Origin of the sequence: Thiohalorhabdus sp., from assembly GCF_036628635.1 — a bacterium.
GTDB lineage: Bacteria > Pseudomonadota > Gammaproteobacteria > Thiohalorhabdales > Thiohalorhabdaceae > Thiohalorhabdus.
Genome location: NZ_JAZKRM010000002.1, coordinates 23,183 through 45,038 on the forward strand (window position 1 = coordinate 23,183; position 21,856 = coordinate 45,038).

Here is a 21,856-nt window from a genome sequence, read left to right on the forward strand (position 1 = left end):
CCCGATCCCGCTCACTGGGGCTGACCCGCTGGGAAACGCTGGGACGGCCTGATGGATTAACCGAGAGCCCAGGTTAGCGCTGCCAGTGCCCAGTGCGATCCCATCCCTGGGGTTTACCTCGCCGCCCCCCGGGGTTTTACGGTTATGTGCGGGCCGGTAGCCGCAAGCGAGTAACTGCCATCTGTACCAACCGCGCTTCCGCCGCTAATCCGGCGGCACAGTTTGGGCCGGCGGGCCTGGGGTGGTAAAAGGTAGGAAATGCCCTCGGCCCCCGGCGTTCGCGTTGCGGGCTCCCTTACCCCCTGATCCCATTGGACCCCGAATGCGCCACCTGGCCCTGCGCACGCTTCTGGTCCCTGTCTTGTTCGGGGCCGGAAATGGGGTTGGCGCCGCCTGCGAGGAGCCCATCGCCTATGCCGTTGGTGAGGTGGATCCCCGCTACGATCTCTCCCCCCAACAGTTCCATAGCGCTATTCGTGATGCCGTTCGTGTCTGGGAGGAAGCGGCGGGCCAGGAGCTGTTCGTGCACCGCCCCGGGGCCGATTTCCGCATCCGCCTGGTCTACACGGGGTTGCAGGAAGCCACCGAACGTATTCAGGAGCTGGAAGAAACCACCGACTCCCTGCGCAAGCGGATTGAAAAAATGGAGGAGCGCCTGGAGGCGGTCCGCGAGCAGTTCCAACAGGAGAACCGCGGCTTCGAGGACAAGGTCCATGACTTTCAGCGGGATAAACGAGGCTACGAGAGGCGCCTGCGTCGGCTCAAGGCTGGCGGGGACCCCTCTCCGGAAGAGCTGGAGGCCCTGGATGCGCGTCGGGAGGAATTGGAGAAGCGGCGGCAAGCGCTCCAGGACCAGCGCCAACGCCTCAAGGACCTGAAGACCCGGGTTAACCGGTTCGCGGTGCAGACCAACGCCTTGGTTCTTCGTTATAATCGCCAGGTTCGCGAGGCCAAGGAGCTGGTCCAGCCGGGTCGGGAGCTCCACCAGGGCCTCTACCAAAGAGCGGGTGACCAGGGCGAGGCCATTACCATCCGTCAGTTCGGCAGTCCCGCCCGCCTGCGCTTCGTCCTTGCCCATGAGCTGGGTCACGCGCTGGGCATCGGCCATGTGGAGGCGCCCGGAGCCGTGATGTATTACCGGAACGAATCCGCAAACCCGGAGCGTCCTTCCCTGACCGATGCCGACCGGCAAGCGCTTCGGGAGGCCTGCGGGGAGAGGGAATAAGGGCCAAAGGCTGATGGCTCCAACTTCTATTAGGGGGACGGTAGCGGTTCATTGACCCGGCAAAAAGGGAGCAAGACATGCGACTCAACATCGCCGCTTTCGGCGTTGCTTGCGCCTTGGTCTGGGGGGTGGGGCTGTTCTTGGGGACATGGTGAGTGATTGCCCTGGAAGGGGCTTCCGGCGACCCCACCCTTCTCGGCCGGATCTATCCAGGCTATGCGTTGAATTCGGCGGGCTCAGTGGCCGGCCTGCTGTGGGGGTTGGTGGACGGGCTCATTGGCGGGGCCATTTTCGCCGCCCTGTACAATTGGCTGGCCGGGAGGTTCGGGGGCAGGTAACGCCATGGCCAAGCTCAAGCTCGATTTGCATCCCATAGCCCGGGACGGGGCCGCCATCGAGGCCGAGCTCAACTGGGTCATGGACCAGGCGGAGGCCAAGCGCATCAAAACGGTGGAGATCATCCACGGCAAGGGCTCCGGTCAGCTTAAGAAGCGCGTCCTCAAGTTCTTGGAGCGCCCGGATATGAAGGCCCGCTACGCCCGGGTGGACAAGGATTCGAAGAACTCCGGGCGGCTGTTCGTGTATTTTCCCTCCTAGCCTCTCCGTCCCCGACTGGTTCCCGGCCGGCTTGCAAGGTGTCCTCTCCGGCTTGGGTGGGGGCATTAGCCCTCGCGCTTAAGGACCCAGATCTCCAGCAGCACCCACTCCTCGCCGGGATGATTGGCCTGCTCCAGCTCGGACATGCGGCGGTGGCGGGCGGCCATGCTGCCGACGAACGCCAGCTTGTCCAGCAGCATACGCTTGGTGGCGTCGGCTTCGGCTAGGGCAAAGGGATTGAGGAAGTTAACCAGCATGTAACCCTCGCCGGAGCCGGCGGCGAAGGCATCCAGCAGCTTTTCCACCGCGGTCGGCTCCAGATAGACCAGGGCGGCGGTGGAGATGACGATATCCGCCTCGGTCAAGGCCTTGGCCACCGCCTGGCGGGTGGTGGGCTCGGGGTTGTTGAGGTCGGCCTCGATGGTGGCATCGTAGATGCCGGTGGATTCGCCGTACTCGAGGGCGTTGGCGGAGATGTCGATACCGGTGACGTGGGCGGCGAAGCGCCGGGGTTGGTCCACCTTCTGGGCGGCCTCGTGGTCCCGCCAGTTGTGGCGGATGGCCTCAAAGGCCATGCCGTTGAGGGTGGCCATGGTGGTATTTCCGAAGCACCCGGCCAGATCCACGAAGTTCAGCGGCCCCCGGTCGGCCTTCTGCTGGGCCCAGGGCAGGACCAGGCGGTCGAAGGTCTGGCGGTTGAAGTTGTCGGAGACGTAAGACAGCGCATCCAGGATGCGCTCCTTGTAGGGCACCGGATCCTCGGCGACGTAGATGTCGTCGAAGTGCTGCTTCTTCTCGTCCTTGCTCATCCTGGTCTCTCCTGGGCGAAGGGTGGCGGCTTATGGTCGGGCTTGACGGCTAAAGGGGTCAAGCGGCCCGGGTGCGCCCTGGGTGGCTGGCCGCGGGGTGACGGCTCCAATCTAACGTTCCATTCGGTGCCCGAGCTATCCCCTAATGGTCGGACTGTTGGCGCCGCCTTCGGAATGGCAGGCTGTGCCTTGTCGATCTGCAGCTACCCCATGGCACCCCCGGAGACCTCTCGCGATGAGCCACATCCCCTCACCTGGCCGCAGGCCGATGGAAGAGCCACCAGCCCTCGCCGTGTCGGCCCTGAACAAGACTTTCGGCTCGGGCTTCGAGGCCCTGCGCGACATCGATCTCGAGGTCTCCCGGGGGGAGATCTTCGGGTTGCTCGGGCCCAACGGCGCCGGCAAGACCACGCTGATCAGCATAATCTGCGGTCTGGTCAACGCCAGCTCGGGCTGGGTCCGGGTGAACGGCCACGACAATGTAGCCGCGTTCCGCGCGGCCCGCGCTGACGTGGGCCTGGTGCCCCAAGAGCTGACCACCGACGCTTTCGAGACTGTTTGGGCCACGGTTAGCTTCACCCGTGGCCTGTTCGGCAAGCCCCTCGACCCGGCTCATATCGAGAAGGTTCTGCGCGACCTAGCGCTTTGGGAGAAGCGCAACAGCCGCATCATGATGCTTTCCGGCGGCATGAAGCGGCGTCTGCTGATCGCCAAGGCGCTGGCCCACGAGCCGCGGGTGCTGTTCCTGGACGAGCCCACTGCGGGGGTGGACGTCGACCTCCGCCAGGACATGTGGCAGCTGGTCCGCACGCTGCGTGAAAGCGGAGTGACCATCGTCTTGACCACCCACTACATCGAGGAAGCCGAGCTCATGGCCGACCGCGTAGGGGTCATCAACCGGGGCGAGCTGGTTCTGGTGGAGGACAAGGGCGAGCTCATGCGCCGCTTCGGCGGCAAGCGCCTTACCTTGTACATGCCGGAACCTCTGGAAAGCCTACCGGCTGGCCTGGATGCCACGGGTGATCTCCAGCTAGCGGCCGACGGCTACGAGCTGATCTACACCTACGACCAGGATGGCCAGGGCCGGGACATCGCGGCCCTGCTCACGGAGCTTAGCCAGGCCGGCATTCGGTTCACCGATCTTCATACCGAGCAGAGCTCGCTGGAGGACATCTTCGTTAGTCTGGTGCGGGAAAAGCAATGAATATCCGCGGAATCCGGGCCATTTACGCTTTCGAGATGGCCCGCACGGGCCGGACACTGCTGCAGAGCATCGTTTCGCCGGTGGTCTCTACGTCGCTGTATTTTGTGGTGTTCGGAGCCGCCATCGGGTCCCGCATCACCGAGGTGGGCGGCATCAGCTACGGCTCTTTCATCGTGCCGGGCCTGATCATGCTCATGCTGCTGACCCAGAGCGTTACCAACGCTTCGTTCGCCATCTACTTTCCCCGATTTACTGGCACCATCTACGAGCTGCTGTCGGCTCCCGTTTCCGCCTGGGAGATCGTCATCGGCTATGTGGGCGCCGCCGCCACCAAATCGGTGGTCCTCGGGCTCATCATTCTGGGCACCGCCAGCTTCTTCGTGGAGCTGGAAATCGCCCATCCGGTCTGGATGCTGGTTTTTCTGGGCCTGACGGCGGTGTCGTTCAGCCTGTTCGGGTTCATCATCGGCATCTGGGCCGACAATTTCGAAAAGCTGCAACTGGTGCCGCTGCTGGTGCTCACGCCCCTGACCTTCCTTGGCGGCACCTTCTACAGCATCGACATGCTGCCGCCCTTTTGGCAGAAGGCTACCCTGTTCAACCCAGTGGTGTACCTGGTCAGCGGCTTCCGCTGGAGCTTCTACGGGCTGGCCGACGTCAGCGTGGCCGTCAGCGTGGGCATGGTGCTGTTGTTCCTGGCCTTGTGCCTCGCGGTGGTTTGGTGGATCTTTCATACCGGCTACCGGCTCAAGCCCTGATCCCGATAAGCCAACCCATTCGAGGAGAAAGTCATGCCATCCACCGTCGTCATCACCGGGGCTAGCCGTGGCATCGGTCTGGAGCTGGCGCGCCTTTGGCACCAGCGCGGTGAGCGGGTGATCCCGGTGTGCCGCAAGGCTTCCCGGGAGCTGCAAGCCCTGGGTCTGGAGGTCCGGGAGGGCATCGACGTCACCCGTGACGATGACGTCCAGCGTCTGGCCGAGGAGCTTGCCGGCGAGCGCGTCGATGTCCTGTACAACAACGCCGGCATCCTCCTCGACGAGAACCTGGCCGACATGAACTTCGACACCATGCGCCAGCAGTTCGAGATCAACACCCTTGGCCCGCTGCGCGTGACCCACGCCCTGTTGCCCAACATGGGCGAGGGGGCCAAGGTGGGCCTGATGACCTCGCGCATGGGCTCCATCGCCGACAACGACTCCGGCGGCCGCTACGGCTACCGCATGAGCAAGGCGGCCCTGAACGCCGCCGGTAAGTCCCTGTCGGTGGACCTTCGGCCCCGCGGTATCGCCGTCGCCGTTCTGCATCCCGGCTTCGTGCAGACGGGGATGACCCAGGGCCGCGGCCACATCACCCCGGCAGAGGCGGCACAGCGTTTGGTGGAGCGGATGGACGAGCTTGATCTGCAAAACACCGGCACCTTCTGGCATTCGGACGGCTCGGTGCTGCCGTGGTAGGGGCGATTGCCATGGTTCCGAGGAAGCCTCTGCAGCCACGGTTTCATCCCTGTTTAAAAGCAACAGCAGGGGGAAGGTAGCCCGGCTTATCACGCGCGGCAGTAAAGGTGTCTGCCACCGCCCTCGCCATTGTTTTCTTGCCATTCGGGGGTTTGCTGGCCTTCAGGCTATGAAGGGACTAGAGCCCGGCATCCCAAGCGGAAAGGGGAAAAACGTGAAGTTACGCACCGTTGCAATGGTTGTCCTGATGCTTCTCGCCTTCGGCGCGAAGGCCGGGGACGTGGAAGGCCTGGTGGTCAAAAAGAGTCCCTTCAATGCCACCAAGACCATCGATCGGCTGGAGAACGTCCTTAAGGAGAAGGGAATCAACGTGGCGACCCGCTGGAGCCACCACGAGGGCGCCCGGGATGTTGGCATCTCCCTGCGGCCCACCGAGCTGATCATCTTCGGCAACCCCGAGGTGGGCAGCCACTTCTTCACCAGCGCCCAGACCGCCGGCATCGACCTGCCGATGAAGGCCCTGGCCTGGAGGGATGCCGATGGTCAGGTGTGGCTCGGTTATAACGATCCCCAGTACATCGCGGATCGCCATGGCATCGATGATCGCGATGCCATCATCGAGAAAATGACCGGTGCCCTGGACAACCTGACCGACGCCGCCATCGCCCGGTAGCCGGCTGGTTCCTGGCAGCGCCCGGACGGTGGGCGCCACCGCGTCGCTTCCTGCCCCCACCACTCCTGTGGGGGCTTTTTGCGGGCGGCCAGGCCGGCGGGATAGTCACCGCAGCGCCCACCGGCTCCCCGAAGGGCTCGTAGCACCCCCAGCGAGGGAAACGGACCGTCCCTGTTCCTCTTCAGGCCGCCGCAGGGGGCTCAGCGGCTTCCCAGCTCGTCCTCGGGTCGCAGGTCCAGGTGCTCCTCCGCGACATAGGCCCGCAGGCCGCGAACCAGGGCCACCATGGCCAGCAGCAGCAGGACCGCCAGCGGCAGTCCGGCGGTGATGGCCGCCGTCTGCAGCGCCACCAGGCCGCCTCCGAGCAGGAGCACGATGGCCACCACGCCCTCGGTGACGGCCCAGAACACCCGCTGGGGGGTGGGCGGCTCGGTCTGGCCGCCGGAGGTGATGATGTCGATCACCAGCGAGCCCGAGTCGGAGGAGGTGACGAAGAACACCGCCACCAGGATCAGGCTTACCACCGACGACACCAGGGCCATGGGGAACTGCTCCAGGAAGGCGAACAGGGACGTGGCGACGTTGGCCTGGACCGCCTCCACCAGGCCGCCGACGCCGAACAGCTCGATCTGCAGCGCGGTATCGCCGAACACCGTGAACCACAGGAAGGTCACCACCGTGGGCGCCAGCAGCACGCCCAGGATGAACTCGCGCATGGTCCGGCCCCGGGAGATGCGGGCGATGAACATGCCCACGAAGGGCGACCAGGCGATCCACCAGCCCCAGTAGAACACCGTCCAGGAGTTCTGCCAGTCGGTGGCGCTGTAGGTCTCGTTCCAGCTGGACAGCCGGAAGAAGTTGTCCAGGTAGTAGCCCAGGTTCTCCACGAAGGCGTTGAGGGTGAACAGGGAGGGGCCGACCACCAGCACGAACAGGGTCAGCAGGCCCGCTAGGATCAGGTTGGTCTCGCTCAGCCGGCGCACCCCCCGGTGGACGCCGGTGACCACCGAGACCGTGGCGATCACCGTGATGAGCACGATGAGCTCCACCTGCACCGAGGGTGCCATTTCCACCCCGAAGACGTAGTTCAGGCCGCCGTTGAGCTGCTGGACCCCCAGGCCCAGGGAGGTGGCGACGCCGAACAAGGTGGCCACGGAGGCGAGGATGTCGATGATGACCCCGATGGGGCCGTAGATGCGGTCGCCCAGGAAGGGGTAGAAGGCCGAGGCCAGCGACAGGGGCAGGCCGCGGTTGAAGGTGTAGAAGGCCAGCGTCAGGCCCATGAGGGCGTAGATGCCCCAGGGATGCAGGCCCCAGTGGAGGAAGGCGATGCCCATGCCGTGCTGGGCGGCCTCGCTGCTGCCGGGGGCCATGCCGGGCACCGGCGGGGTGTCGAGGTGGTAGAGGGGCTCGGCGACGCCGTAGAACATCAGGCCGATGCCCATGCCGGCGGAAAACAGCATGGTGAACCACGACAGGCGGCCGAACTCCGGCTCGGCGTCGGGTCCGCCCAGCCGGATGCGCCCCCAGCGGGTGAAGATCAGGCCGATGACGAAGGCCAGGATGACGTTGACGGTGAGGACGAAGAACCAGCCGGTGTTGTTGGCGATGGTGGCCTGCACCGTGCCGAAGAAGCGCTCCGCCTCGGCGGCATAGGCCAGCCCGCCCACGACGAAGAGCAGCACCACCGCGGCGACGCCGAAGAAGGTGTAGGGATTGACGTCGAACAGCGCTTTGCCGCTCCGGCTGCGAAGCACATACCGGGGCATCTCGGTGGCCATGCGGGCTACCTCCCGTAACGGGGTGGCGGGCTAGAAGTAGTAGCCGACGTTGATGTTCAGGCGTGTATGGTAATCATCATCGGTTTGGTTGCCGTCAAACAATAGGCGGTCGGCCGATTGGGGGCCCTGATAGGGCATGTTCTTGCCGGTGATGACGTCAACATACACGTACAGCGGGTTGGCGCCGAGCATGGTGCCCACCACATTGAGCTCGGAGTCCTCGAGGTCGTCGTCCTTGATCAGCCGGCTGTAGTTCTCGTAGAAGGTGATCTTGGACACCGGCCCCCAGTCCACCGGCAGGCCGTAGGCCAGGTTGGCCACAACAAAGTCCGACTCGGCCGCCACCCGGAAGGCGTCGGCGTAGGCGCCCATGAGCACCGAGTCGTCGGGGGTGCCAGGGGGATTCTCGGGGTTGTAGGCGTAGCGCCCCGCCTCGAGAATCAGGTTCCACCGGCCCAGGAAGATGTTGGCGTGGGCCGCGGCCGCCCAGTGGTCGCCGTTTTCCTCGGTAGCGGTGTTGTACAGCTGGCCGTACTGGCCGGAGACACCGAGCTCGGTGCTGCCGCCGTCATAGTCCAGCTTGTAGCGGGCCTGGAGGTTGAACTGGTTGCTCTCCTCGTTGGTCTGGTTGGGGAACCTGGTGCTGTCGGTTACCACATCGTAGGAGTAGCGCTCGGTGCTTGTGGCCCCCCACTCCTCCCCTTTGTAGAAGGCGGCGTCCAGGCTGAAATTGCCCCGGCTGTAGACGAATTTCAGACCGGAGTCGTAATCGTCCTCCAGGCCCACGTAGTAGGGCAGGCCGAACCAGAAGCTGTGGGAGGCGTAGGGCAGGACCCCGAAGGGCACCCGGGACACGCCCAGCTGGGCCTGCAGGTTGTCGGTGACGTTATAACCCGCCCAGGCGTGGTGCAGCACGTTCTGGTAGCGGTACCAGCGGAATTCCGCGGACAGCAGGACGTCGTTGACCTGGCCGTCGGCGTTGATGCGGAAGGTGTCGAAGGCGGCGGTGCCCAGCTTGTCCTTGTCCGCTTGGTTCCAGTCCCGGTAGCCGTAGTTGAAGCGCACGGCCCCGCCCAGCTTGATGCCGTCCGCCACGGCCGGCTCGGCCTGGTGGGCCTCCTCCATGTCCTCCCGCAGCTGGTCCAGCTCGCCGCGGAGCCGGACCATGTCCCGGTCCAGGGCATTCGCTTCCCCGACCCCGGGCTCGGTTTCGGCCTCGGTCTGGGCCATTGCCGGGGCGGCGATCAGGAGGATCACGCCGCCGAGCCGACGGGCGCCCGCCTTGATGGTCATGATTTCCCCCATTTTGGGCCGGGTGTCCGCCGCGGGCGTCTGGGATGGTTGCCTGGGCCCGCCGCCGTTGCCTGGCCGCAGGACATTTGAAACAGGTCTAACCTGGCTTCGATCTCAGGGTCAACGAAACCGAAGGCCTCCCCTCGCTGCCGTGTCCCCATCCTCCTCGCACCCCGCCCTTGACCCCGGGGAGGCGTGCCTACCTAATGGGAGAAAGACCTGCCTCGCTGCCAATACCGGGGAGCCTATGGACCGCAAAGAGCGTTTGCTGAGCGAGATCGCCCACGAAGCCCGATACACCGGCGACGAGACCGGCCGGCCCGAGCTGAGCGAGCGGGTCATGGGCGCCATGCGCGCCGTGCCCCGGGAGGCGTTTGTCCCCGAGGATCTGGCCCATCGGGCCTACGACAACGAGCCCCTCCCCATCGGCGAGGGCCAGACCATCTCCCAGCCCTTCATCGTGGCCCTGATGAGCGATCTGCTGGATCCCGAGCCCGGCGACCGCATCCTGGAGGTGGGCACGGGATGCGGTTATCAGGCGGCGGTGCTGGCCGAGCTGGTGGCCGAGGTCTACTCCATCGAGTATCTGGCCGATCTGGGCGATGCGGCATCGCAACGCCTCGAGCGCCTGGGCTACAGCAACGTCCACGTGCGCATCGGCGACGGCAACCGCGGCTGGCCGGAAGCGGCCCCCTTCGACGGTATCATCGTCACCGCCGGTGCCCCGGAGCTGCCCGAGGCGCTGTTGGAGCAGCTTGCCCCTGGCGGGCACATGGTGGTGCCGGTGGGCCGGGGGCTCATGGGCCAGGATCTGCGGGTAGTGAGCAAGGACGCCGCGGGCGAGGTCAGCAGCCGCAGCGTGCTGCCGGTGGCCTTCGTGCCCCTGGAGGGGGGGTGAGGCGGCCAGATTGCCCCTTTCCTTGGTCCGGTCGAGCTGGCACGGTTGGTCTACCGTTTCACGAACCCGATTAGGAGCTGCGTATGCTGGGAGAGCATCACGGCCTCGCCCACGAATTCCCCGATTACCGCGACCGCATCCACGAGCTGAAGATGGCGGACGAGCATTTCCACCAGCTCATGGAGCGCTACGACGAGGTGAACACCAAGGTGGAGCACTACGAGCAGAAGGGCGAGCCGGTGGCCGACGAGACGCTGGAGGAGCTCAAGAAGGAGCGCCTCAATCTCAAGGACGAGATCTACGCCCGCCTGACCGAAAACGCCAGCTAGGCCCGCCCCTCAAGGCATCGGCTCACCCCGCCGGTGCCGGTCACACGGCGCCCGCCTCCCGCCCCGACTGCCGGGTATCCGGCAGCCGGGGCGGGATCTCGATGCGCCGGCTTTCGCCTTCCTGCCAGAAGGTAATCCGGGCCTTCTCGCCTGCCGGGGTGGCCCGCAGTAGCTCGCGGAACCGGCCGGGCGAGCTTGGGGTCTCGCCGTTGACCTCGGTGATCAGGGCCCCGGAGCGAAGGCCCGCACGCCGCGCCGGGCCCAGCGCCTCGCTGACCACCACCCCCTCCCGGTCGGGTAGGTCCATGGCCTCGCGCAGCTCGGCCCCGGCGGCGTTTACCGTGATCCCGGCGGCCTTGGCGATGCGCTCCTCCATGCCCTCCACATCCAGACGGCGTGCCGCCTCCAGGACCCTGGGGGCCGCCAGGATGGTGGCGTCGGTGCGCAGGGCCAACGCCAGCGCGTCGCTGGGCCGGCTGTCCACCCGCAGTAGTGCGTGCCGACCGGGCGCATCGAGCTCGAGCATGCCGTAGAAGGTGCCGTCGCGCACATCGTCCACGTAGACCCTCTCCAGCCGGGTCTCCAGGGCCCTCAGGGTGTGACTCAGCAGGTCGTGGGTCATGGGCCGGGGTGGATCGGCCTCCCGCAGGCCCTGGACGATGGCGCGGGCCTGGCCGTGCCCGATGAAGATGGGCACCACCTCCTCGCTGTCCGGCGGGCGAAGAAGCGCCGCGGGCGCGCCGGTGGTGGTTATGCCCATGCCGGCGAGCTCCACCTCCACGAAGTCCTTCCTATCGGCGGCGAGCTCGCGGGCCTGGACCGACCCCCCGGGCGCGGCGAGCAGCAGGCAGGCGGCCAGGTGGATCAAGGGGCGGCGAAGGGGTGAGCGGGTCATGGCCGATCTCCCGTTCGGGCTACCAGTTCTCGGTATAGGGGCGCAGGTCCAGCTCGAAGGTCCAGGCGGAGGGCGGCTGGTGGGCCAGGAAATGGACCGATTCGGCGATGACGTCGGGGCTCAGGAAGCCCTCGTCGGGGCGGTCGGGCATCATCTCCCGGGTGCGCGGCGTGGCCACCACCCCGTCGATGATGATCAGGGCGACGTGGATGTTCTCCGGCCCCAGGTGGCGCCCCAGGGACTGGGCGAGGCTGCGCTGGGCCGCCTTGGCCGAGGCGAAGGCGGTGAAGCCGGCGCCGCCGCGCAGGCTGGCGGTGGCCCCGGTGACGACGATGGCACCACCGCCGGCGGCGCGCATGTCCGGCAGGCTGGCCTGGGCGGCCGCGTGCAGCCCGAGCACGTTGACCCGCCAGGCGCCCTCCATGGCCTCGCTGGGGGTCTCGTCGATGGTCCCCCACTGGCCGTCGCCGGCGTTGTACAGCAGCACCGACACCGGCCCCAGGTCGCGGCGGATGGCGTCGAAGGTCTCGGCCACCGCAGCCGGCTGGCTCATGTCGCAGGCGAAGGGGTGGGCGCCGTCGATGGACTCGGTGATCCGCCCCAGGCGGTCGCTGTCCCGCGCCAGCATGGCCACCCGATAGCCGGAGCGGGTGAAGCGGCGGGCAAGGGCGGCGCCGTTACCGGGCCCGGCGCCGGGAATGACGCAGACGGGAGCGCTCATGCCGACCTCCTTTGGGTACTGACGGAGCGGAGGAGAAGGATCCGCCCCTCCCCCCAACAGGCCATGCCGGCAATCATTTGTCGAAGGGAAAAGGACCTCGACGGTAGACTCGCCGACCCACGATCCCCCGGCTAGCCCAGGAGGCCGCCGTGACCGCTTTCTCCATCCTCGACCTCGCCCCCGTCCGGGAAGGCGGCGACACTGCCGCGGCCTTGCGGGCCACCACCGAGCTGGCCCGACACGCCGAGGCCCTGGGCTATCGCCGCTTCTGGCTGGCGGAGCACCACAACATGACCGGCATCGCCAGCGCTGCCACCGCCGTGCTCATCGGCCACGTGGCCGACCATACCGAGACCATCCGGGTGGGCTCGGGCGGGGTCATGCTGCCCAACCACCCGCCGCTGGTGGTGGCCGAGCAGTTCGGCACCCTGGCGGCCCTGCACCCGGGCCGCATCGACCTGGGGCTGGGGCGGGCCCCGGGCACCGACCGGCGCACGGTGCACGCCCTGCGCCGTGATCCCCAGGAGGGCGCCGAGCGCTTTCCCCAGGACCTGGAGGAGCTGCGCGGCTACCTGCGCCCAGCGGAGCCGGATCAGCGGGTCCAGGCCGTGCCCGGCGCGGGGGCGCAGGTGCCGGTATGGATCCTGGGCTCCAGTCCCGCCAGCGCGGATCTCGCCGCCGGCCTGGGGCTGCCCTACGCCTTCGCCGCCCATTTCGCCCCGGCCGGGCTGGACACCGCCCTGGCCCGCTACCGCGAGCGGTTCCAGCCCTCCGACCAGCTCGCCGAGCCCTACGTGATGGTCGGCTTCAACGTGGCCGCGGCGGACAGCGACGACGAGGCCCGGCGCCAGTTCACCTCGATCCAGCAGCAGTTTCTGACCATGATCCGGGGCCGCAAGCCCGGCCCGCTGCCGGCCCCGGTGGCCGACATGGACGCCCTGTGGGCGCCCGAGGAGTGCGAGCGGGTCGAGCACATGCTGTGGGCCTCCGCGGTGGGCGGTCCGGAAACCGTCGAAGCGCAGGTGGCGCGGTTCCTGGCGGAAACCGGTGCCGACGAGGTCATGGCCACCACGCAGATGTACGAGCCGGCGGCGGTGCTGCGCGCCTACGAGATCCTGGCCGCAGTGCGCGATCGGCTGGCGGCCAGCGCCTAGCGGCTCAGTCGTCGTCGCGATGGACGCTCACCCTGGGCGGACCACCGTCGGCAGGCCATTCGACGGCGAATTCGATGGGGGCGCAGCAGACGGGGCAATCCTCGATGTAGGCCGAGGCCTCGCCCCCGGTATCCACCAGAGTAGCGAAAACCTCGCCGCAGTAGGGGCAGGTGGCCTCCACTTCGGGAGCTTGGGGTGGAGCCATTGGGTCCTCCGGAAGGTGGCTCGGCGTCGGCCAGCCTACGCCCTTGTCGACGCTTTGGGCCAGACGTCCACCGGCCGGGCTTTCCGCGCCGGGAGCCGGGTGTCAGCTTGGGGACCGACGATCATCGAGGGGGAAAGGAGCAGCCATTGGATAGCATGCCTAGCTGGGAACACCTTGTCACCGCTGTGAATTGGAAGGCGGTTCTGACCGGCGGTGGCCGTATCCTGCTCATTTTGATCCTGCTTTGGATCGTGAGCTGGATCGCCCGCAAGGCCCTGGACGGTTTTCAGGAGCGCCTGGCACGCCGGGGCGAGAGCGCCGGCAAGGCCGGCAGCGAGGAGGCCAAGCGCGCGGAGACCCTGACCCACCTGTTGCGCCAGCTGGTGCGCGTGGTCCTGCTGCTGATCGGCGCGCTGGTGATCCTCAAGGAGGTGGGCGTGGAGATCGCCCCCATCCTGGCCGGCGCCGGCATCCTGGGGCTGGCGGTGGGCTTCGGTGCCCAGAACCTGGTGCGCGACGTTATCTCCGGGTTTTTCATGATCCTGGAGAACCAGGTGCGGGTGGGCGATGTCGCCATCATCAACGGCACCGGCGGCCTGGTGGAGGCCATGAACTTCCGCACCATCGTCCTGCGCGACCTGGCCGGTACGGTCCACACCTTCCCCAACGGCACCATCACCACCCTGGCCAACATGACCCGCGACTGGTCGGCCTACGTCTTCGAGATCGGCATCGCCTACGGCGAGGACAGCGACCGGGTGGTGGCGGCGATCCAGGGGGTGGGCGAGGAGCTGGCGGCGGATGACTACTACGGGCCGCTGATCAAGGAGCCCCTGGAGGTCTTCGGCGTGGACCAGCTCGGGGACTCGGCGGTGGTCATCAAGGGCCGGGTGAAGACCTGGCCCATCCATCAGTGGGAAGTGGGCCGGGAGCTGCTGCGCCGGGTGAAGAAGGCCTTGGACGCCGAGGGCATCGAGATCCCCTTCCCCCAGCGCTCGGTCTACCTGCGGGCGGAGCGCCGGGCCTTCGAGCCCGCCATGGCCGATCAGGCCGGGCACAGTCCCACGGAAGGGTAGGGCTACCCCCTGGGGTCGCCGGCCCCGGCCCTGTATCCTGCCGGACCCGCCTGAGGGCGGGTCCGAATTCCTTGTTCAATCGAGACAGGAGCCCTGCCATGGCCGGCAAGGAGAGCGGTTTCAGCGACCGCGAGGTCCAGACCGCCAATACCACCATGATCATGACCATCCTCAACGCCCTGGAGGAGAAGGGCGTGCTCACGGAGGACGAAACCAACCGCCTGCTCAAAATGGCCGCCGACAGCACCCGGACCTATGAAAACGCCATCAACCAGGGCGCCGGCGACTTCATCGAGAACGCGGTGATGGCCAGCCGCACCTGGGACTGACCTTCTCTCATGCGGGAAAGCCTCAAGGCCGGGCTGAACTTCGGCATGACCTCGGGGGTGATCACCACCCTGGGGCTCATGGTCGGCCTGCACTCGGGCACCCGCTCGGCCCTGGCCGTCATCGGCGGCATCCTCACCATCTCCGTGGCCGACTCCCTTTCCGACGCCATGGGGCTGCACGTCTCCAAGGAGGGCGAGGGCGGCCAGGGCGGCCGCGAGATCTGGCTGGCCACCGCCGCCACCTTCGTCACCAAGCTGGTGATCGCGGCCACCTTCGTGGTTCCCGTTCTGCTTCTGGATCTGGGCCCGGCTATCGTCGTCGGCGTGGCCTGGGGCGTGGTCCTGATCGCCGGCATGAGCTGGGTCATCGCCCGCTCCCAGGGGACCGATCCCAAAGGCGTGATCCTGGAGCACCTGGTGGTGGGGGCGGTCGTGGTGGTAGCCGCTCACTTCTTCGGGGAATGGATCGGCTGGTACTTCCAGGATGGTTAGATGGGAACGCCGTTCTCTTTGAGCGCTCGGCCTTTCCCGGGCGCCTCGGGATGGCTCGACGAATCGGGGTTCCACCTCCGGGCGTAAGCCTCCGGATTCAAGCAGTGTTGTTCGAGTCCTTCCCCTTACCCAGGTGATGAGGTCGATGCTTGGCCCGCCAAAACCCGACGCCCAACGCCGGTCCGGTTCTATTCGCTCGCGGGGCCACCGGGCTGCAGCTGCACCTGGCCGCCGTGATTGTTCTGGATGCCGCTCAGGATCCGCCCGATCTGCGGCCTGAGGTGGGCCGGGACGTCGCTCCCGTGGCCCTGCACCACCCTGGTGGCCAAATCGTCTGGTGCTATGAGTTTGCCCTGCCCGTGCAGCCGGAGGCTGCCTATGAGCTTGGCGGCAGACGCTACCCGGTGGCCAGCGACCTGACGGGCGCAGTGCGCATTGCCTTCGTCTCTTGCAACGGCCAGGAATCGGGTGATCGGGAGCGCCACATCCATGAGCGCAATGCCCTGTGGCGGGAGCTGCATGCCGAGCACGATCGCCAGCCCTTCCATCTGCTGCTCCATGGCGGCGACCAGATCTATGCCGACGAGATCCTGGACGCCCACCCCGATCTCCAGCGCTGGCGGGAGGCTTCCCCCGACGAGCAGGCGGCCATGGTCTGGGGGTCGGAGCACGCCGAGGCGGCCGAGTCCTTCCTTTTCCAGCGTTACGTCGAGCTTTTGACCCATCCCGAGCTGGCCTACCTCGCAGCGCGGGTGCCGTCGGTGATGATGTGGGACGATCACGACATCTTCGACGGCTGGGGCAGCCACCCGCGGGTGGTCCACGATAGCCCCGTGGCCCAGGGTCTGTTTTCAGCCGCCCGCAGCTATTTTCGGATCTTTCAGCAGGGCGATTCCCCCGATCCGGTTGCGGACGACGCCGACCCCCCTCCGTTGGGTCAGGGCCTGCGTTTCCCGGGCTTCGGAGTGGTGGCGCCGGATCTGCGCTCCCAGCGGCTTCCCGATCGGGTCATGGCCGAATCGGGCTGGGGCGCCTTCGAGGGCGAGCTGGCCGAGCTGGGCGAGGAGGCGCGCCTGTTGGTCCTGTCCAGCGTGCCGGCGCTGGGGCCCCGGCTGTCGCTGGTGGAGCGGATCCTCCAGGTCATTCCCGGAGGTCAGAAGTACGAGGACGACCTGCGCGACCAGTGGCAATCGCCGGCTCACCGGGCAGAATGGGGCCGTTTTCTGGAGACCCTCCTGGAGCGCCTCGAAGTCATGGGTCAGGCGGTGACCGTGCTGTCCGGGGAGATCCATTTGGCCACCCGGGGCGAGCTGAGTAGCCCGGCCGGTACCCTCCACCAGCTGGTGGCTTCGGGCGTTGCCCATCCGCCCCCTCCCAAGCTCTGGGCCCGGACCCTCGGCCTGCGGGCCCGGATCGGGGAAACACCCCTGCCCGGCCACCCCGTCCGCATGAAGCCCCTTCCAGGCCAGCAGGGGATCTATACCGCCGAGCGCAACTTCCTGGTCCTGGAGCGAACTGGCGAATCTTGGAGCGTGGCATGGCGGCTGGAGGGCAGCGGCTGGACCGATGTCCTGGCAGTCTGAACGGTGGCCGGTATGGGTCGATTGGAGCCCTTAACGGGCCCCCAGGGGCCTAACAAGGAGACGGTGGCATGCTAGCACCCCTGCTGATTTGGTCCGTCGTGGCACTGGTGGGTACCGCCGTGGTGTGGTGGGGCAGCGGCCTGCTGGAGACCTCGAGCGAACGCCTGGCGGCCCACTACAACCTGCCGGACATCGTCCAGGGCGCGGTGGTGGTGGCGGTGGGTTCGAGCTTTCCGGAACTGTCCACCACGGTGCTGTCCACCCTCATCCATGGCGAGTTCGAGCTGGGGGTGGCGGCCATCGTCGGCTCGGCCCTGTTCAACATCCTGATCATCCCCGCCCTCGCCGGCCTCGTCTCGCGCGAGCCGCTCACGGCCAACCGCGACCTGGTCTACAAGGAGGCCCAGTTCTACCTGATCGCGGTGTCCGTGCTGCTGCTCACCTTCTCCTTCGCCGCCATCTACAACGCCGTCCCCAACGGCGGCGGCCTCATCCAGGGCGAGCTGACCCGCGGGCTGGCACTGCTGCCGGTGGCGGTTTACGGTCTCTACATCTTCGTGCAGTACCAGGACACCATGGAGCACCCGCCCAGCGAGGCCGTCTCCGAGGTGCGCCCGGGGCGCGAATGGGCCCGGCTGGCGGTGTCGCTGGTGGTCATCCTGGTGGGGGTGGAGGCCCTGGTGCGCTCGGCCATCAACTTCGGCGACCTGCTCGGCACCCCCAGCTTCCTGTGGGGCATCACCGTGGTCGCTGCCGGCACCTCCGTGCCCGACGCCTTCGTCTCGGTGCGTGCGGCCCGGGATGGCCGGGCGGTGACCAGCCTGGCCAACGTCCTGGGCAGCAACATCTTCGACCTGCTCATCTGCATCCCGGCCGGGGTGCTCATCGCCGGGGCGGCGGTGGTCAACTACTCGGTGGCCGCGCCCATGATGGCGGTGCTCACCGTAGCCACCATCGCCCTGTTCCTGGTCATGCGGACCCACCTGATCCTGTCCCGGGTCGAGTCGGTGGGCTTGCTGGTGCTGTATGTGGGCTTCGTGATCTGGATGGGGCTGGAGAACTTCGCCCTGATGGATGGGGTGCCGGGGCTGCCGCCGGATTCCAGGTCCGGGCACTGAAGGGCGCGCGGGTGGCCGGGATCGAGCCCCCCTTCAGGGATCGCACCAGGCGCGCGGGACCACGGACTTCGTCGGACCAGCTCGCGGCGCGTCAGGTGCTTGGGTGGCCGTGGCGATCAGTGCAGCCGGATCTTGGCGTAGCCGCGCTGGGCGTACGCTGCGGCGGTGACGAAGGTGTTGCCCACCATGACCACCGGCTTAATGAGGTCGCCTTGGCCCAGGTCGGCCCGGTCGGCAGCGATGGAGCAGACCTCGATGCGGCTGACCCCCTCCCTGGCTTTAAGCGCCGCCAGTTTGTCCTGAACCGCGCCCACTTCGGTGACCTCGTCGGCTGCGAAGCGGTCGGGGGTCCGGGCCAGAAGCTCCACCGCGCCACCGTGAAAGGTGAACAGCATGCGCGGCTCGACGCCCTGACGGCGCAGATCCCGGTAGGTCTGCTCGATAACTTGGAGCCGAGCCAAAAGGGCCTTTGGATCGGCCAGGGTGACATCCCACAGGATGCGGCCCTGCTCGATATCCTGCAGGGCGCGGCGGTCGTGGGGGCGCTCCGCCGCCACGGTGGCGGGAAGGGCAAGGCAGGCGGCGAGGGTCAGGGGGGCGAGCATTCGGCGCATGGCGGTTATCTCCTGCGACGATGGAGAAAGGCTGGCTGGGGACTGGGCGCCTGGTAGAATCGGGTCCCCACTTCTCCCATGCAAACCCGATATGCTTGAAATCTCCAAAAGCGTCCGCATCCCGGAAAGCGAGATCGAGGTGCACGACATCCGCGGCAAGGGGCCGGGCGGGCGAAAGGCGGACAGCGCTGCCAACGCCGTGGAGCTGCGCTTCGACATCCGCCACTCCTCCCTGCCCGTGGCCATCCGCGAGGGTTTGCTGGCCATGCAGGATCACCGCATCTCCAAGGACGGCGAGGTGGTCATCCAGGCCAAGGATCACCGTTCCCACGAGCGCAATCTGGAAGAGGCCCGGGCCCGGTTGAAGGAGCTGGTGCGCAAGGCCGGGGCCGTCCCCAACAAGCGTCGGCCTACCCGGCCTAGCCGGGCCGCCCGGCGTAAGCGTCAGGAGGCCAAGAAGCGCCACAAGCAGAAGAAGGCCCTGCGCAAGAAGGTCCTCTGACGGTGCCGCCCATGAGCCACGCCCCATGCCCCCTCTGCGGGCAAAGCGATACCGAGCCCTACCACGCGGACGCGCTGCGGTCCTATCACTGCTGCTCCCGCTGCGGCTTCGTGCACGTGCCATCCCCCTTCCATCTCTCTGCCGAGGCCGAGCGCGGCGAGTACGACCGCCACCACAACGCCGTCGGCGATCCCGGCTACCGACGCTTCCTGGGCCGCCTGGCAACGCCTCTGGCCGAACGGGTGCCGCCCCCGGCCACCGGCCTGGACTTCGGCTGCGGCCCGGGGCCGGCGCTGGCGGCCATGCTGCGCGAGGCTGGCTACACCGTGGCGGTGTTCGATCCCTTCTACGCCCCCCAAAACGCCGTTTTGGCCACCGGCTACGATTTCATCACCGCTACCGAAGTGGTGGAGCACCTGGCCCGGCCGGGCGCCGAGCTGCGTCGGCTGGTCGGTCTGCTGCGGTCGGGGGGCCGGCTGGGGATCATGACCAAGCTGGTGATCGACCGCGAGCGCTTCAGCGGCTGGCACTACATTCGCGATCCCACCCACATCGGCTTCTTCTCCCGGGCAACCTTCGCCTGGTGGGCGGCCGCGGAGGGCCTGGGCCTGGAATTCGTCGACGATGACGTCATCTTCCTGCGGCGGTTGCCAGCCTGATCGGGGTTCCTGGATGCCCGGTCGGAGCAGGGGCCTAGCGTGCCTGCGCTTGGGGTGCGGAGTTATCCTTATTCGACGGGAACGGAGGGCCTGGTAGGAGCGGCGGGCTTCGCTGTGATTGCCTTTGGTTTAACGCTTGGGCGCGTCTCGGCACGTGGACGGTGCCCGAAAAGCCATCCTTGGCGTCGCAGGGGCCTGATAGGGGGTCTCAGGTTTCGCCGGTACGCCGGGCACGGCGCTCGATGGAGCCGGGGGTGCCCCACGCCAAGAGCAGGGCGGCCAGGGCGCATCCGGCCATCATGGCCACGATGGCGGTCAGGCTGCCGCCCACGACCAGCGAGGAGAAGGCGCTGATGAGCCCGGCCACGCTGAAGCGGATGGCCCCCATCAGGGCCGAGGCGGTGGCGGCGATGTCGCGGAAGAAGTCCAGGAACAGCGAGAAGGTGTTGGGCACCCCGGCGCCGAAGGCGCCGATAACCAACAGCTGGCCCGGCAGGAACAGCGCTAGCGAGGGATCCGTGCTGGCCACCACGGTCAGGTAACAGGCGGCGACGCCCTGGACGGCGATGGCCGCCCGCAGCACCACCGCCGGATGGCGGTAGTTGAGCAGCCAGCGGTTGAGCAGATTGAAGCCGCCCATGAGGACCATGTGGGCGGCCATCCAGCCGGAGAAAGCGGCCTTCGACAGCCCGAACCATTCCTGGAAGATGAATGAGGCGTGGGTGATGAACAGGATCATCACCGAAAACACCAGCGACTGCACCGCGAGCAGCCTCATGGCGGTGCTATGGCGGAGCACCTCAGCGTAGTTGGTGATCACCGTGCGCGGGGGATGGAGCCGCTCGGGCCTCCCCCGCCAGTGGCGGAACAGCGTCACCCGCAGCAGTAGCCCCAGGGCGGCGGCGTAGGCGGCCAGGAAGACGAAGATGCCGGGCCAGCCGGTGACGGTCAGGATCAGCGAGCCGATGGACGGCGCCGTGGCCGGGGCGATGAAGATCACCAAGCCGATGAGGCTGAACAGGCGGGCGCCCTCGGCGCCGCTGGTGTGGTCGCGGGCGATGGCCGGTACGCTCACCATGCACCAGCCGGCGCCCACCGATTGCAGGAAGCGCCAGCCGGCCAGGGTGGTGAATGAGGGGGCCGCCGCCATGAGCAAACTGCCGGCGACGAACAGGCCCAGCCCGGCGAACAGCACCCGGTCGCGGCCGTAGCGGTCGGACAGGGGCCCGCCCACCAGGTGACCGAGGGCCAGGCCCACTAGGTAGATGCTGACGGTGACCCCCACCTGCCCCGTGGTCACCCCGTAGGTGGCGGCGATCTCGGGGAAGGCGGGCAGGTAGGCGTCCATGGCGAAAGGGCTCAGCGCCACGGTGGCGCCCAGCAGCAGGGCGAGCTGGAGGTGGGTCATGGCGGGCTTCGGTAACGGAGGCGGAAGGGGGCGGCGGACCCTTGCTAGCTTAGGGGTTTGCCCCGTCCTTGACCAGTCGGTAAGCTCACGCCTCCCGCGAGAACGCTGTTTCGAGCCCCGAACCGAGCAACCAAGAGGATTTCCATGAGCGAAATGGCTGAGCGTACCGGGCTATCCGTCACCGAGGCCATGGCCGAGCGCCGGGCGGTGAAGGCCTTCGATCCGGAGTACCGCCCCCCCGAGGCCGATATGCGCGACCTGCTGGAGACGTCGCTGCTGTCGCCCACCGCCTTCAACATCCAGAACTGGCGCATCGTGTGGGTCACCGACCCCGATCTGCGCCAGCGGATCCGGGCCGTGGCCTGGGACCAGCCGCAGGTCACCGACGCCGCCGAGCTGCTGGTGCTTTGCGCCGACCTCAATGCCTGGGACCGCTCACCCGAGCGCTACTGGGTCCATGCGCCCCAGGCGGTCCAGGACCTGATCGTGCCCAACATCCGCAAGTACTATCAGGGTCGGCCGCAGGTGGCCCGCGACGAGGGCATGCGCTCCTGCGGCATGATCGCCCAGTCCCTCATGCTGCTGGCCAAAGAGCGCGGCTGGGACACCTGCCCCATGGACGGCTTCGATTTCGAGGCCGTGGCGGACCTGATCAACCTGCCCGACGATCATGCCGTCGCCCTCATGGTGGCGGTGGGCAAGCGCGCCCAGGAGCCCTTTGCCAAGCCGGGCCAGATCCCCTACGAGGAAGTGGTCCGCGACAACGGCTTCTAGAAGCAGGCGCTTCGGTGTCGCCCCCCTCCCCCCCACCCCGCCGGCCCCCGGCGGGGTCTT

25 protein-coding genes are annotated in these 21,856 nt (G+C 67.4%); 17 read left to right on the forward strand and 8 right to left on the reverse strand.

All coding sequences use genetic code 11. The annotated features are described in order from the left end of the window. The first annotated feature begins 322 nt into the window (after positions 1-322). The gene (locus V5A19_RS01055) at positions 323-1,225 is read left to right on the forward strand and encodes a matrixin family metalloprotease (RefSeq protein WP_332317252.1); all 903 of its coding nucleotides are present in this window, start codon (positions 323-325) and stop codon (positions 1,223-1,225) included. A gap of 342 nt (positions 1,226-1,567) precedes the next feature. Next, the gene (locus tag V5A19_RS01060; RefSeq protein WP_332317253.1) at positions 1,568-1,822 is read left to right on the forward strand and encodes a Smr/MutS family protein; all 255 of its coding nucleotides are present in this window, start codon (positions 1,568-1,570) and stop codon (positions 1,820-1,822) included. A gap of 65 nt (positions 1,823-1,887) precedes the next feature. On the opposite strand, the gene V5A19_RS01065 is transcribed toward V5A19_RS01060, so the two are convergent. Then, on the reverse strand, positions 1,888-2,631 hold the full coding sequence (locus V5A19_RS01065) for a hypothetical protein (RefSeq protein ID WP_332317254.1): 744 nt from the start codon (positions 2,629-2,631) through the stop codon (positions 1,888-1,890). A gap of 268 nt (positions 2,632-2,899) precedes the next feature. Here V5A19_RS01065 and V5A19_RS01070 point away from each other — a divergent pair, with 268 nt between their 5' ends. The 4 genes from V5A19_RS01070 (at position 2,900) to V5A19_RS01085 (ending at position 5,965) form a co-directional block, all read left to right on the forward strand. Continuing rightward, positions 2,900-3,835, forward strand: a complete 936-nt coding sequence (locus V5A19_RS01070; RefSeq protein ID WP_332317255.1) for an ABC transporter ATP-binding protein — start codon at positions 2,900-2,902, stop codon at positions 3,833-3,835. Beyond that, on the forward strand, positions 3,832-4,593 hold the full coding sequence (locus V5A19_RS01075) for an ABC transporter permease (RefSeq protein ID WP_332317256.1): 762 nt from the start codon (positions 3,832-3,834) through the stop codon (positions 4,591-4,593). The genes V5A19_RS01070 and V5A19_RS01075 overlap by 4 nt, the downstream gene beginning before the upstream one ends. Positions 4,594-4,626: 33 nt before the next feature. Beyond that, positions 4,627-5,292, forward strand: a complete 666-nt coding sequence (locus tag V5A19_RS01080) for an SDR family oxidoreductase (protein ID WP_332317257.1) — start codon at positions 4,627-4,629, stop codon at positions 5,290-5,292. A 235-nt stretch (positions 5,293-5,527) separates the two neighbouring features. Then, positions 5,528-5,965: a DUF302 domain-containing protein gene (locus V5A19_RS01085; RefSeq protein ID WP_443081386.1), complete on the forward strand. Its 438-nt coding sequence runs from the start codon at positions 5,528-5,530 to the stop codon at positions 5,963-5,965. A 200-nt stretch (positions 5,966-6,165) separates the two neighbouring features. Here V5A19_RS01085 and V5A19_RS01090 read toward each other — a convergent pair whose 3' ends face one another. Together V5A19_RS01090 and V5A19_RS01095 are read right to left on the reverse strand one after the other, a co-directional pair. Then, positions 6,166-7,746, reverse strand: a complete 1,581-nt coding sequence (locus V5A19_RS01090; protein ID WP_332317260.1) for a BCCT family transporter — start codon at positions 7,744-7,746, stop codon at positions 6,166-6,168. 30 nt (positions 7,747-7,776) lie between these two features. Then, entirely contained in the window at positions 7,777-9,039 is a 1,263-nt protein-coding gene (locus tag V5A19_RS01095) for a hypothetical protein (RefSeq protein WP_332327673.1), read from the reverse strand. A 247-nt stretch (positions 9,040-9,286) separates the two neighbouring features. On the opposite strand from V5A19_RS01095, the gene V5A19_RS01100 reads away from it, so the two are divergent. Then, positions 9,287-9,937 (forward strand): protein-L-isoaspartate(D-aspartate) O-methyltransferase, encoded by a 651-nt coding sequence (locus V5A19_RS01100; protein ID WP_332317262.1) that lies wholly within the window; start codon positions 9,287-9,289, stop codon positions 9,935-9,937. An 83-nt stretch (positions 9,938-10,020) separates the two neighbouring features. Then, on the forward strand, positions 10,021-10,266 hold the full coding sequence (locus tag V5A19_RS01105; RefSeq protein ID WP_332317263.1) for a YdcH family protein: 246 nt from the start codon (positions 10,021-10,023) through the stop codon (positions 10,264-10,266). A 40-nt stretch (positions 10,267-10,306) separates the two neighbouring features. On the opposite strand, the gene V5A19_RS01110 is transcribed toward V5A19_RS01105, so the two are convergent. Both V5A19_RS01110 and V5A19_RS01115 read right to left on the reverse strand, forming a co-directional pair. Then, the gene (locus V5A19_RS01110; protein WP_332317264.1) at positions 10,307-11,161 is read right to left on the reverse strand and encodes a bifunctional nuclease domain-containing protein; all 855 of its coding nucleotides are present in this window, start codon (positions 11,159-11,161) and stop codon (positions 10,307-10,309) included. Positions 11,162-11,180: 19 nt separating this feature from the next. Further along, entirely contained in the window at positions 11,181-11,882 is a 702-nt protein-coding gene (locus V5A19_RS01115; protein ID WP_332317265.1) for an SDR family NAD(P)-dependent oxidoreductase, read from the reverse strand. A gap of 149 nt (positions 11,883-12,031) precedes the next feature. Between V5A19_RS01115 and V5A19_RS01120 the strand changes: the two genes are divergently transcribed. After that, positions 12,032-13,036, forward strand: coding sequence for an LLM class flavin-dependent oxidoreductase (locus V5A19_RS01120; RefSeq protein WP_332317266.1), 1,005 nt, complete (start codon positions 12,032-12,034; stop codon positions 13,034-13,036). A 4-nt stretch (positions 13,037-13,040) separates the two neighbouring features. Here V5A19_RS01120 and V5A19_RS01125 read toward each other — a convergent pair whose 3' ends face one another. Further along, on the reverse strand, positions 13,041-13,241 hold the full coding sequence (locus tag V5A19_RS01125; RefSeq protein ID WP_332317267.1) for a CPXCG motif-containing cysteine-rich protein: 201 nt from the start codon (positions 13,239-13,241) through the stop codon (positions 13,041-13,043). Positions 13,242-13,396: 155 nt separating this feature from the next. Between V5A19_RS01125 and V5A19_RS01130 the strand changes: the two genes are divergently transcribed. From V5A19_RS01130 to V5A19_RS01150, 5 genes are all read left to right on the forward strand, one after another. After that, a complete protein-coding gene (locus V5A19_RS01130) occupies positions 13,397-14,317 on the forward strand; it encodes a mechanosensitive ion channel family protein (RefSeq protein ID WP_332317268.1) in 921 nt (306 codons plus the stop codon). Positions 14,318-14,415: 98 nt separating this feature from the next. Next, positions 14,416-14,646 carry a hypothetical protein gene (locus V5A19_RS01135; RefSeq protein WP_332317269.1) on the forward strand — a complete coding sequence of 77 codons (231 nt, stop codon included), beginning with the start codon at positions 14,416-14,418 and terminating at the stop codon, positions 14,644-14,646. A gap of 9 nt (positions 14,647-14,655) precedes the next feature. Then, the gene (locus V5A19_RS01140) at positions 14,656-15,138 is read left to right on the forward strand and encodes a hypothetical protein (protein ID WP_332317270.1); all 483 of its coding nucleotides are present in this window, start codon (positions 14,656-14,658) and stop codon (positions 15,136-15,138) included. Between the two features lie 149 nt (positions 15,139-15,287). Next, positions 15,288-16,721 carry an alkaline phosphatase D family protein gene (locus V5A19_RS01145; protein WP_332327674.1) on the forward strand — a complete coding sequence of 478 codons (1,434 nt, stop codon included), beginning with the start codon at positions 15,288-15,290 and terminating at the stop codon, positions 16,719-16,721. 68 nt (positions 16,722-16,789) lie between these two features. Continuing rightward, the gene (locus V5A19_RS01150) at positions 16,790-17,839 is read left to right on the forward strand and encodes a sodium:calcium antiporter (RefSeq protein ID WP_332317272.1); all 1,050 of its coding nucleotides are present in this window, start codon (positions 16,790-16,792) and stop codon (positions 17,837-17,839) included. A gap of 116 nt (positions 17,840-17,955) precedes the next feature. Here V5A19_RS01150 and V5A19_RS01155 read toward each other — a convergent pair whose 3' ends face one another. After that, the gene (locus V5A19_RS01155) at positions 17,956-18,453 is read right to left on the reverse strand and encodes a DsrE family protein (RefSeq protein WP_332317273.1); all 498 of its coding nucleotides are present in this window, start codon (positions 18,451-18,453) and stop codon (positions 17,956-17,958) included. A gap of 91 nt (positions 18,454-18,544) precedes the next feature. On the opposite strand from V5A19_RS01155, the gene arfB reads away from it, so the two are divergent. Then, on the forward strand, positions 18,545-18,955 hold the full coding sequence (gene arfB / locus V5A19_RS01160) for an alternative ribosome rescue aminoacyl-tRNA hydrolase ArfB (protein WP_332317274.1): 411 nt from the start codon (positions 18,545-18,547) through the stop codon (positions 18,953-18,955). 11 nt (positions 18,956-18,966) lie between these two features. Continuing rightward, positions 18,967-19,614 carry a class I SAM-dependent methyltransferase gene (locus tag V5A19_RS01165; protein WP_332317275.1) on the forward strand — a complete coding sequence of 216 codons (648 nt, stop codon included), beginning with the start codon at positions 18,967-18,969 and terminating at the stop codon, positions 19,612-19,614. 208 nt (positions 19,615-19,822) lie between these two features. Here the strand turns inward: V5A19_RS01165 and V5A19_RS01170 are convergent, their stop codons facing one another. Beyond that, positions 19,823-21,022, reverse strand: coding sequence for a multidrug effflux MFS transporter (locus V5A19_RS01170; protein ID WP_332317276.1), 1,200 nt, complete (start codon positions 21,020-21,022; stop codon positions 19,823-19,825). Positions 21,023-21,166: 144 nt separating this feature from the next. Here V5A19_RS01170 and V5A19_RS01175 point away from each other — a divergent pair, with 144 nt between their 5' ends. Then, a complete protein-coding gene (locus V5A19_RS01175; RefSeq protein ID WP_332317277.1) occupies positions 21,167-21,796 on the forward strand; it encodes a nitroreductase family protein in 630 nt (209 codons plus the stop codon). The last annotated feature ends 60 nt before the right edge of the window (positions 21,797-21,856 follow it).

Excerpts from the sequence above, each read along its gene's own strand:
- V5A19_RS01110 (WP_332317264.1), bottom strand. The coding sequence starts at position 11,161 with ATGACCCGCTCACCCCTTCGCCGCCCCTTGATCCACCTGGCCGCCTGC.
- V5A19_RS01065 (WP_332317254.1), bottom strand. The coding sequence starts at position 2,631 with ATGAGCAAGGACGAGAAGAAGCAGCACTTCGACGACATCTACGTCGCC.
- V5A19_RS01165 (WP_332317275.1), top strand. The coding sequence starts at position 18,967 with ATGAGCCACGCCCCATGCCCCCTCTGCGGGCAAAGCGATACCGAGCCC.
- V5A19_RS01115 (WP_332317265.1), bottom strand. The coding sequence starts at position 11,882 with ATGAGCGCTCCCGTCTGCGTCATTCCCGGCGCCGGGCCCGGTAACGGC.
- arfB (WP_332317274.1), top strand. The coding sequence starts at position 18,545 with ATGCTTGAAATCTCCAAAAGCGTCCGCATCCCGGAAAGCGAGATCGAG.
- V5A19_RS01130 (WP_332317268.1), top strand. The coding sequence starts at position 13,397 with ATGCCTAGCTGGGAACACCTTGTCACCGCTGTGAATTGGAAGGCGGTT.
- V5A19_RS01150 (WP_332317272.1), top strand. The coding sequence starts at position 16,790 with ATGCTAGCACCCCTGCTGATTTGGTCCGTCGTGGCACTGGTGGGTACC.
- V5A19_RS01105 (WP_332317263.1), top strand. The coding sequence starts at position 10,021 with ATGCTGGGAGAGCATCACGGCCTCGCCCACGAATTCCCCGATTACCGC.
- V5A19_RS01175 (WP_332317277.1), top strand. The coding sequence starts at position 21,167 with ATGAGCGAAATGGCTGAGCGTACCGGGCTATCCGTCACCGAGGCCATG.
- V5A19_RS01070 (WP_332317255.1), top strand. The coding sequence starts at position 2,900 with ATGGAAGAGCCACCAGCCCTCGCCGTGTCGGCCCTGAACAAGACTTTC.
- V5A19_RS01055 (WP_332317252.1), top strand. The coding sequence starts at position 323 with ATGCGCCACCTGGCCCTGCGCACGCTTCTGGTCCCTGTCTTGTTCGGG.
- V5A19_RS01140 (WP_332317270.1), top strand. The coding sequence starts at position 14,656 with ATGCGGGAAAGCCTCAAGGCCGGGCTGAACTTCGGCATGACCTCGGGG.
- V5A19_RS01090 (WP_332317260.1), bottom strand. The coding sequence starts at position 7,746 with ATGGCCACCGAGATGCCCCGGTATGTGCTTCGCAGCCGGAGCGGCAAA.
- V5A19_RS01155 (WP_332317273.1), bottom strand. The coding sequence starts at position 18,453 with ATGCGCCGAATGCTCGCCCCCCTGACCCTCGCCGCCTGCCTTGCCCTT.
- V5A19_RS01060 (WP_332317253.1), top strand. The coding sequence starts at position 1,568 with ATGGCCAAGCTCAAGCTCGATTTGCATCCCATAGCCCGGGACGGGGCC.
- V5A19_RS01170 (WP_332317276.1), bottom strand. The coding sequence starts at position 21,022 with ATGACCCACCTCCAGCTCGCCCTGCTGCTGGGCGCCACCGTGGCGCTG.
- V5A19_RS01125 (WP_332317267.1), bottom strand. The coding sequence starts at position 13,241 with ATGGCTCCACCCCAAGCTCCCGAAGTGGAGGCCACCTGCCCCTACTGC.
- V5A19_RS01100 (WP_332317262.1), top strand. The coding sequence starts at position 9,287 with ATGGACCGCAAAGAGCGTTTGCTGAGCGAGATCGCCCACGAAGCCCGA.
- V5A19_RS01080 (WP_332317257.1), top strand. The coding sequence starts at position 4,627 with ATGCCATCCACCGTCGTCATCACCGGGGCTAGCCGTGGCATCGGTCTG.
- V5A19_RS01095 (WP_332327673.1), bottom strand. The coding sequence starts at position 9,039 with ATGACCATCAAGGCGGGCGCCCGTCGGCTCGGCGGCGTGATCCTCCTG.
- V5A19_RS01135 (WP_332317269.1), top strand. The coding sequence starts at position 14,416 with ATGGCCGGCAAGGAGAGCGGTTTCAGCGACCGCGAGGTCCAGACCGCC.
- V5A19_RS01085 (WP_443081386.1), top strand. The coding sequence starts at position 5,528 with ATGGTTGTCCTGATGCTTCTCGCCTTCGGCGCGAAGGCCGGGGACGTG.
- V5A19_RS01075 (WP_332317256.1), top strand. The coding sequence starts at position 3,832 with ATGAATATCCGCGGAATCCGGGCCATTTACGCTTTCGAGATGGCCCGC.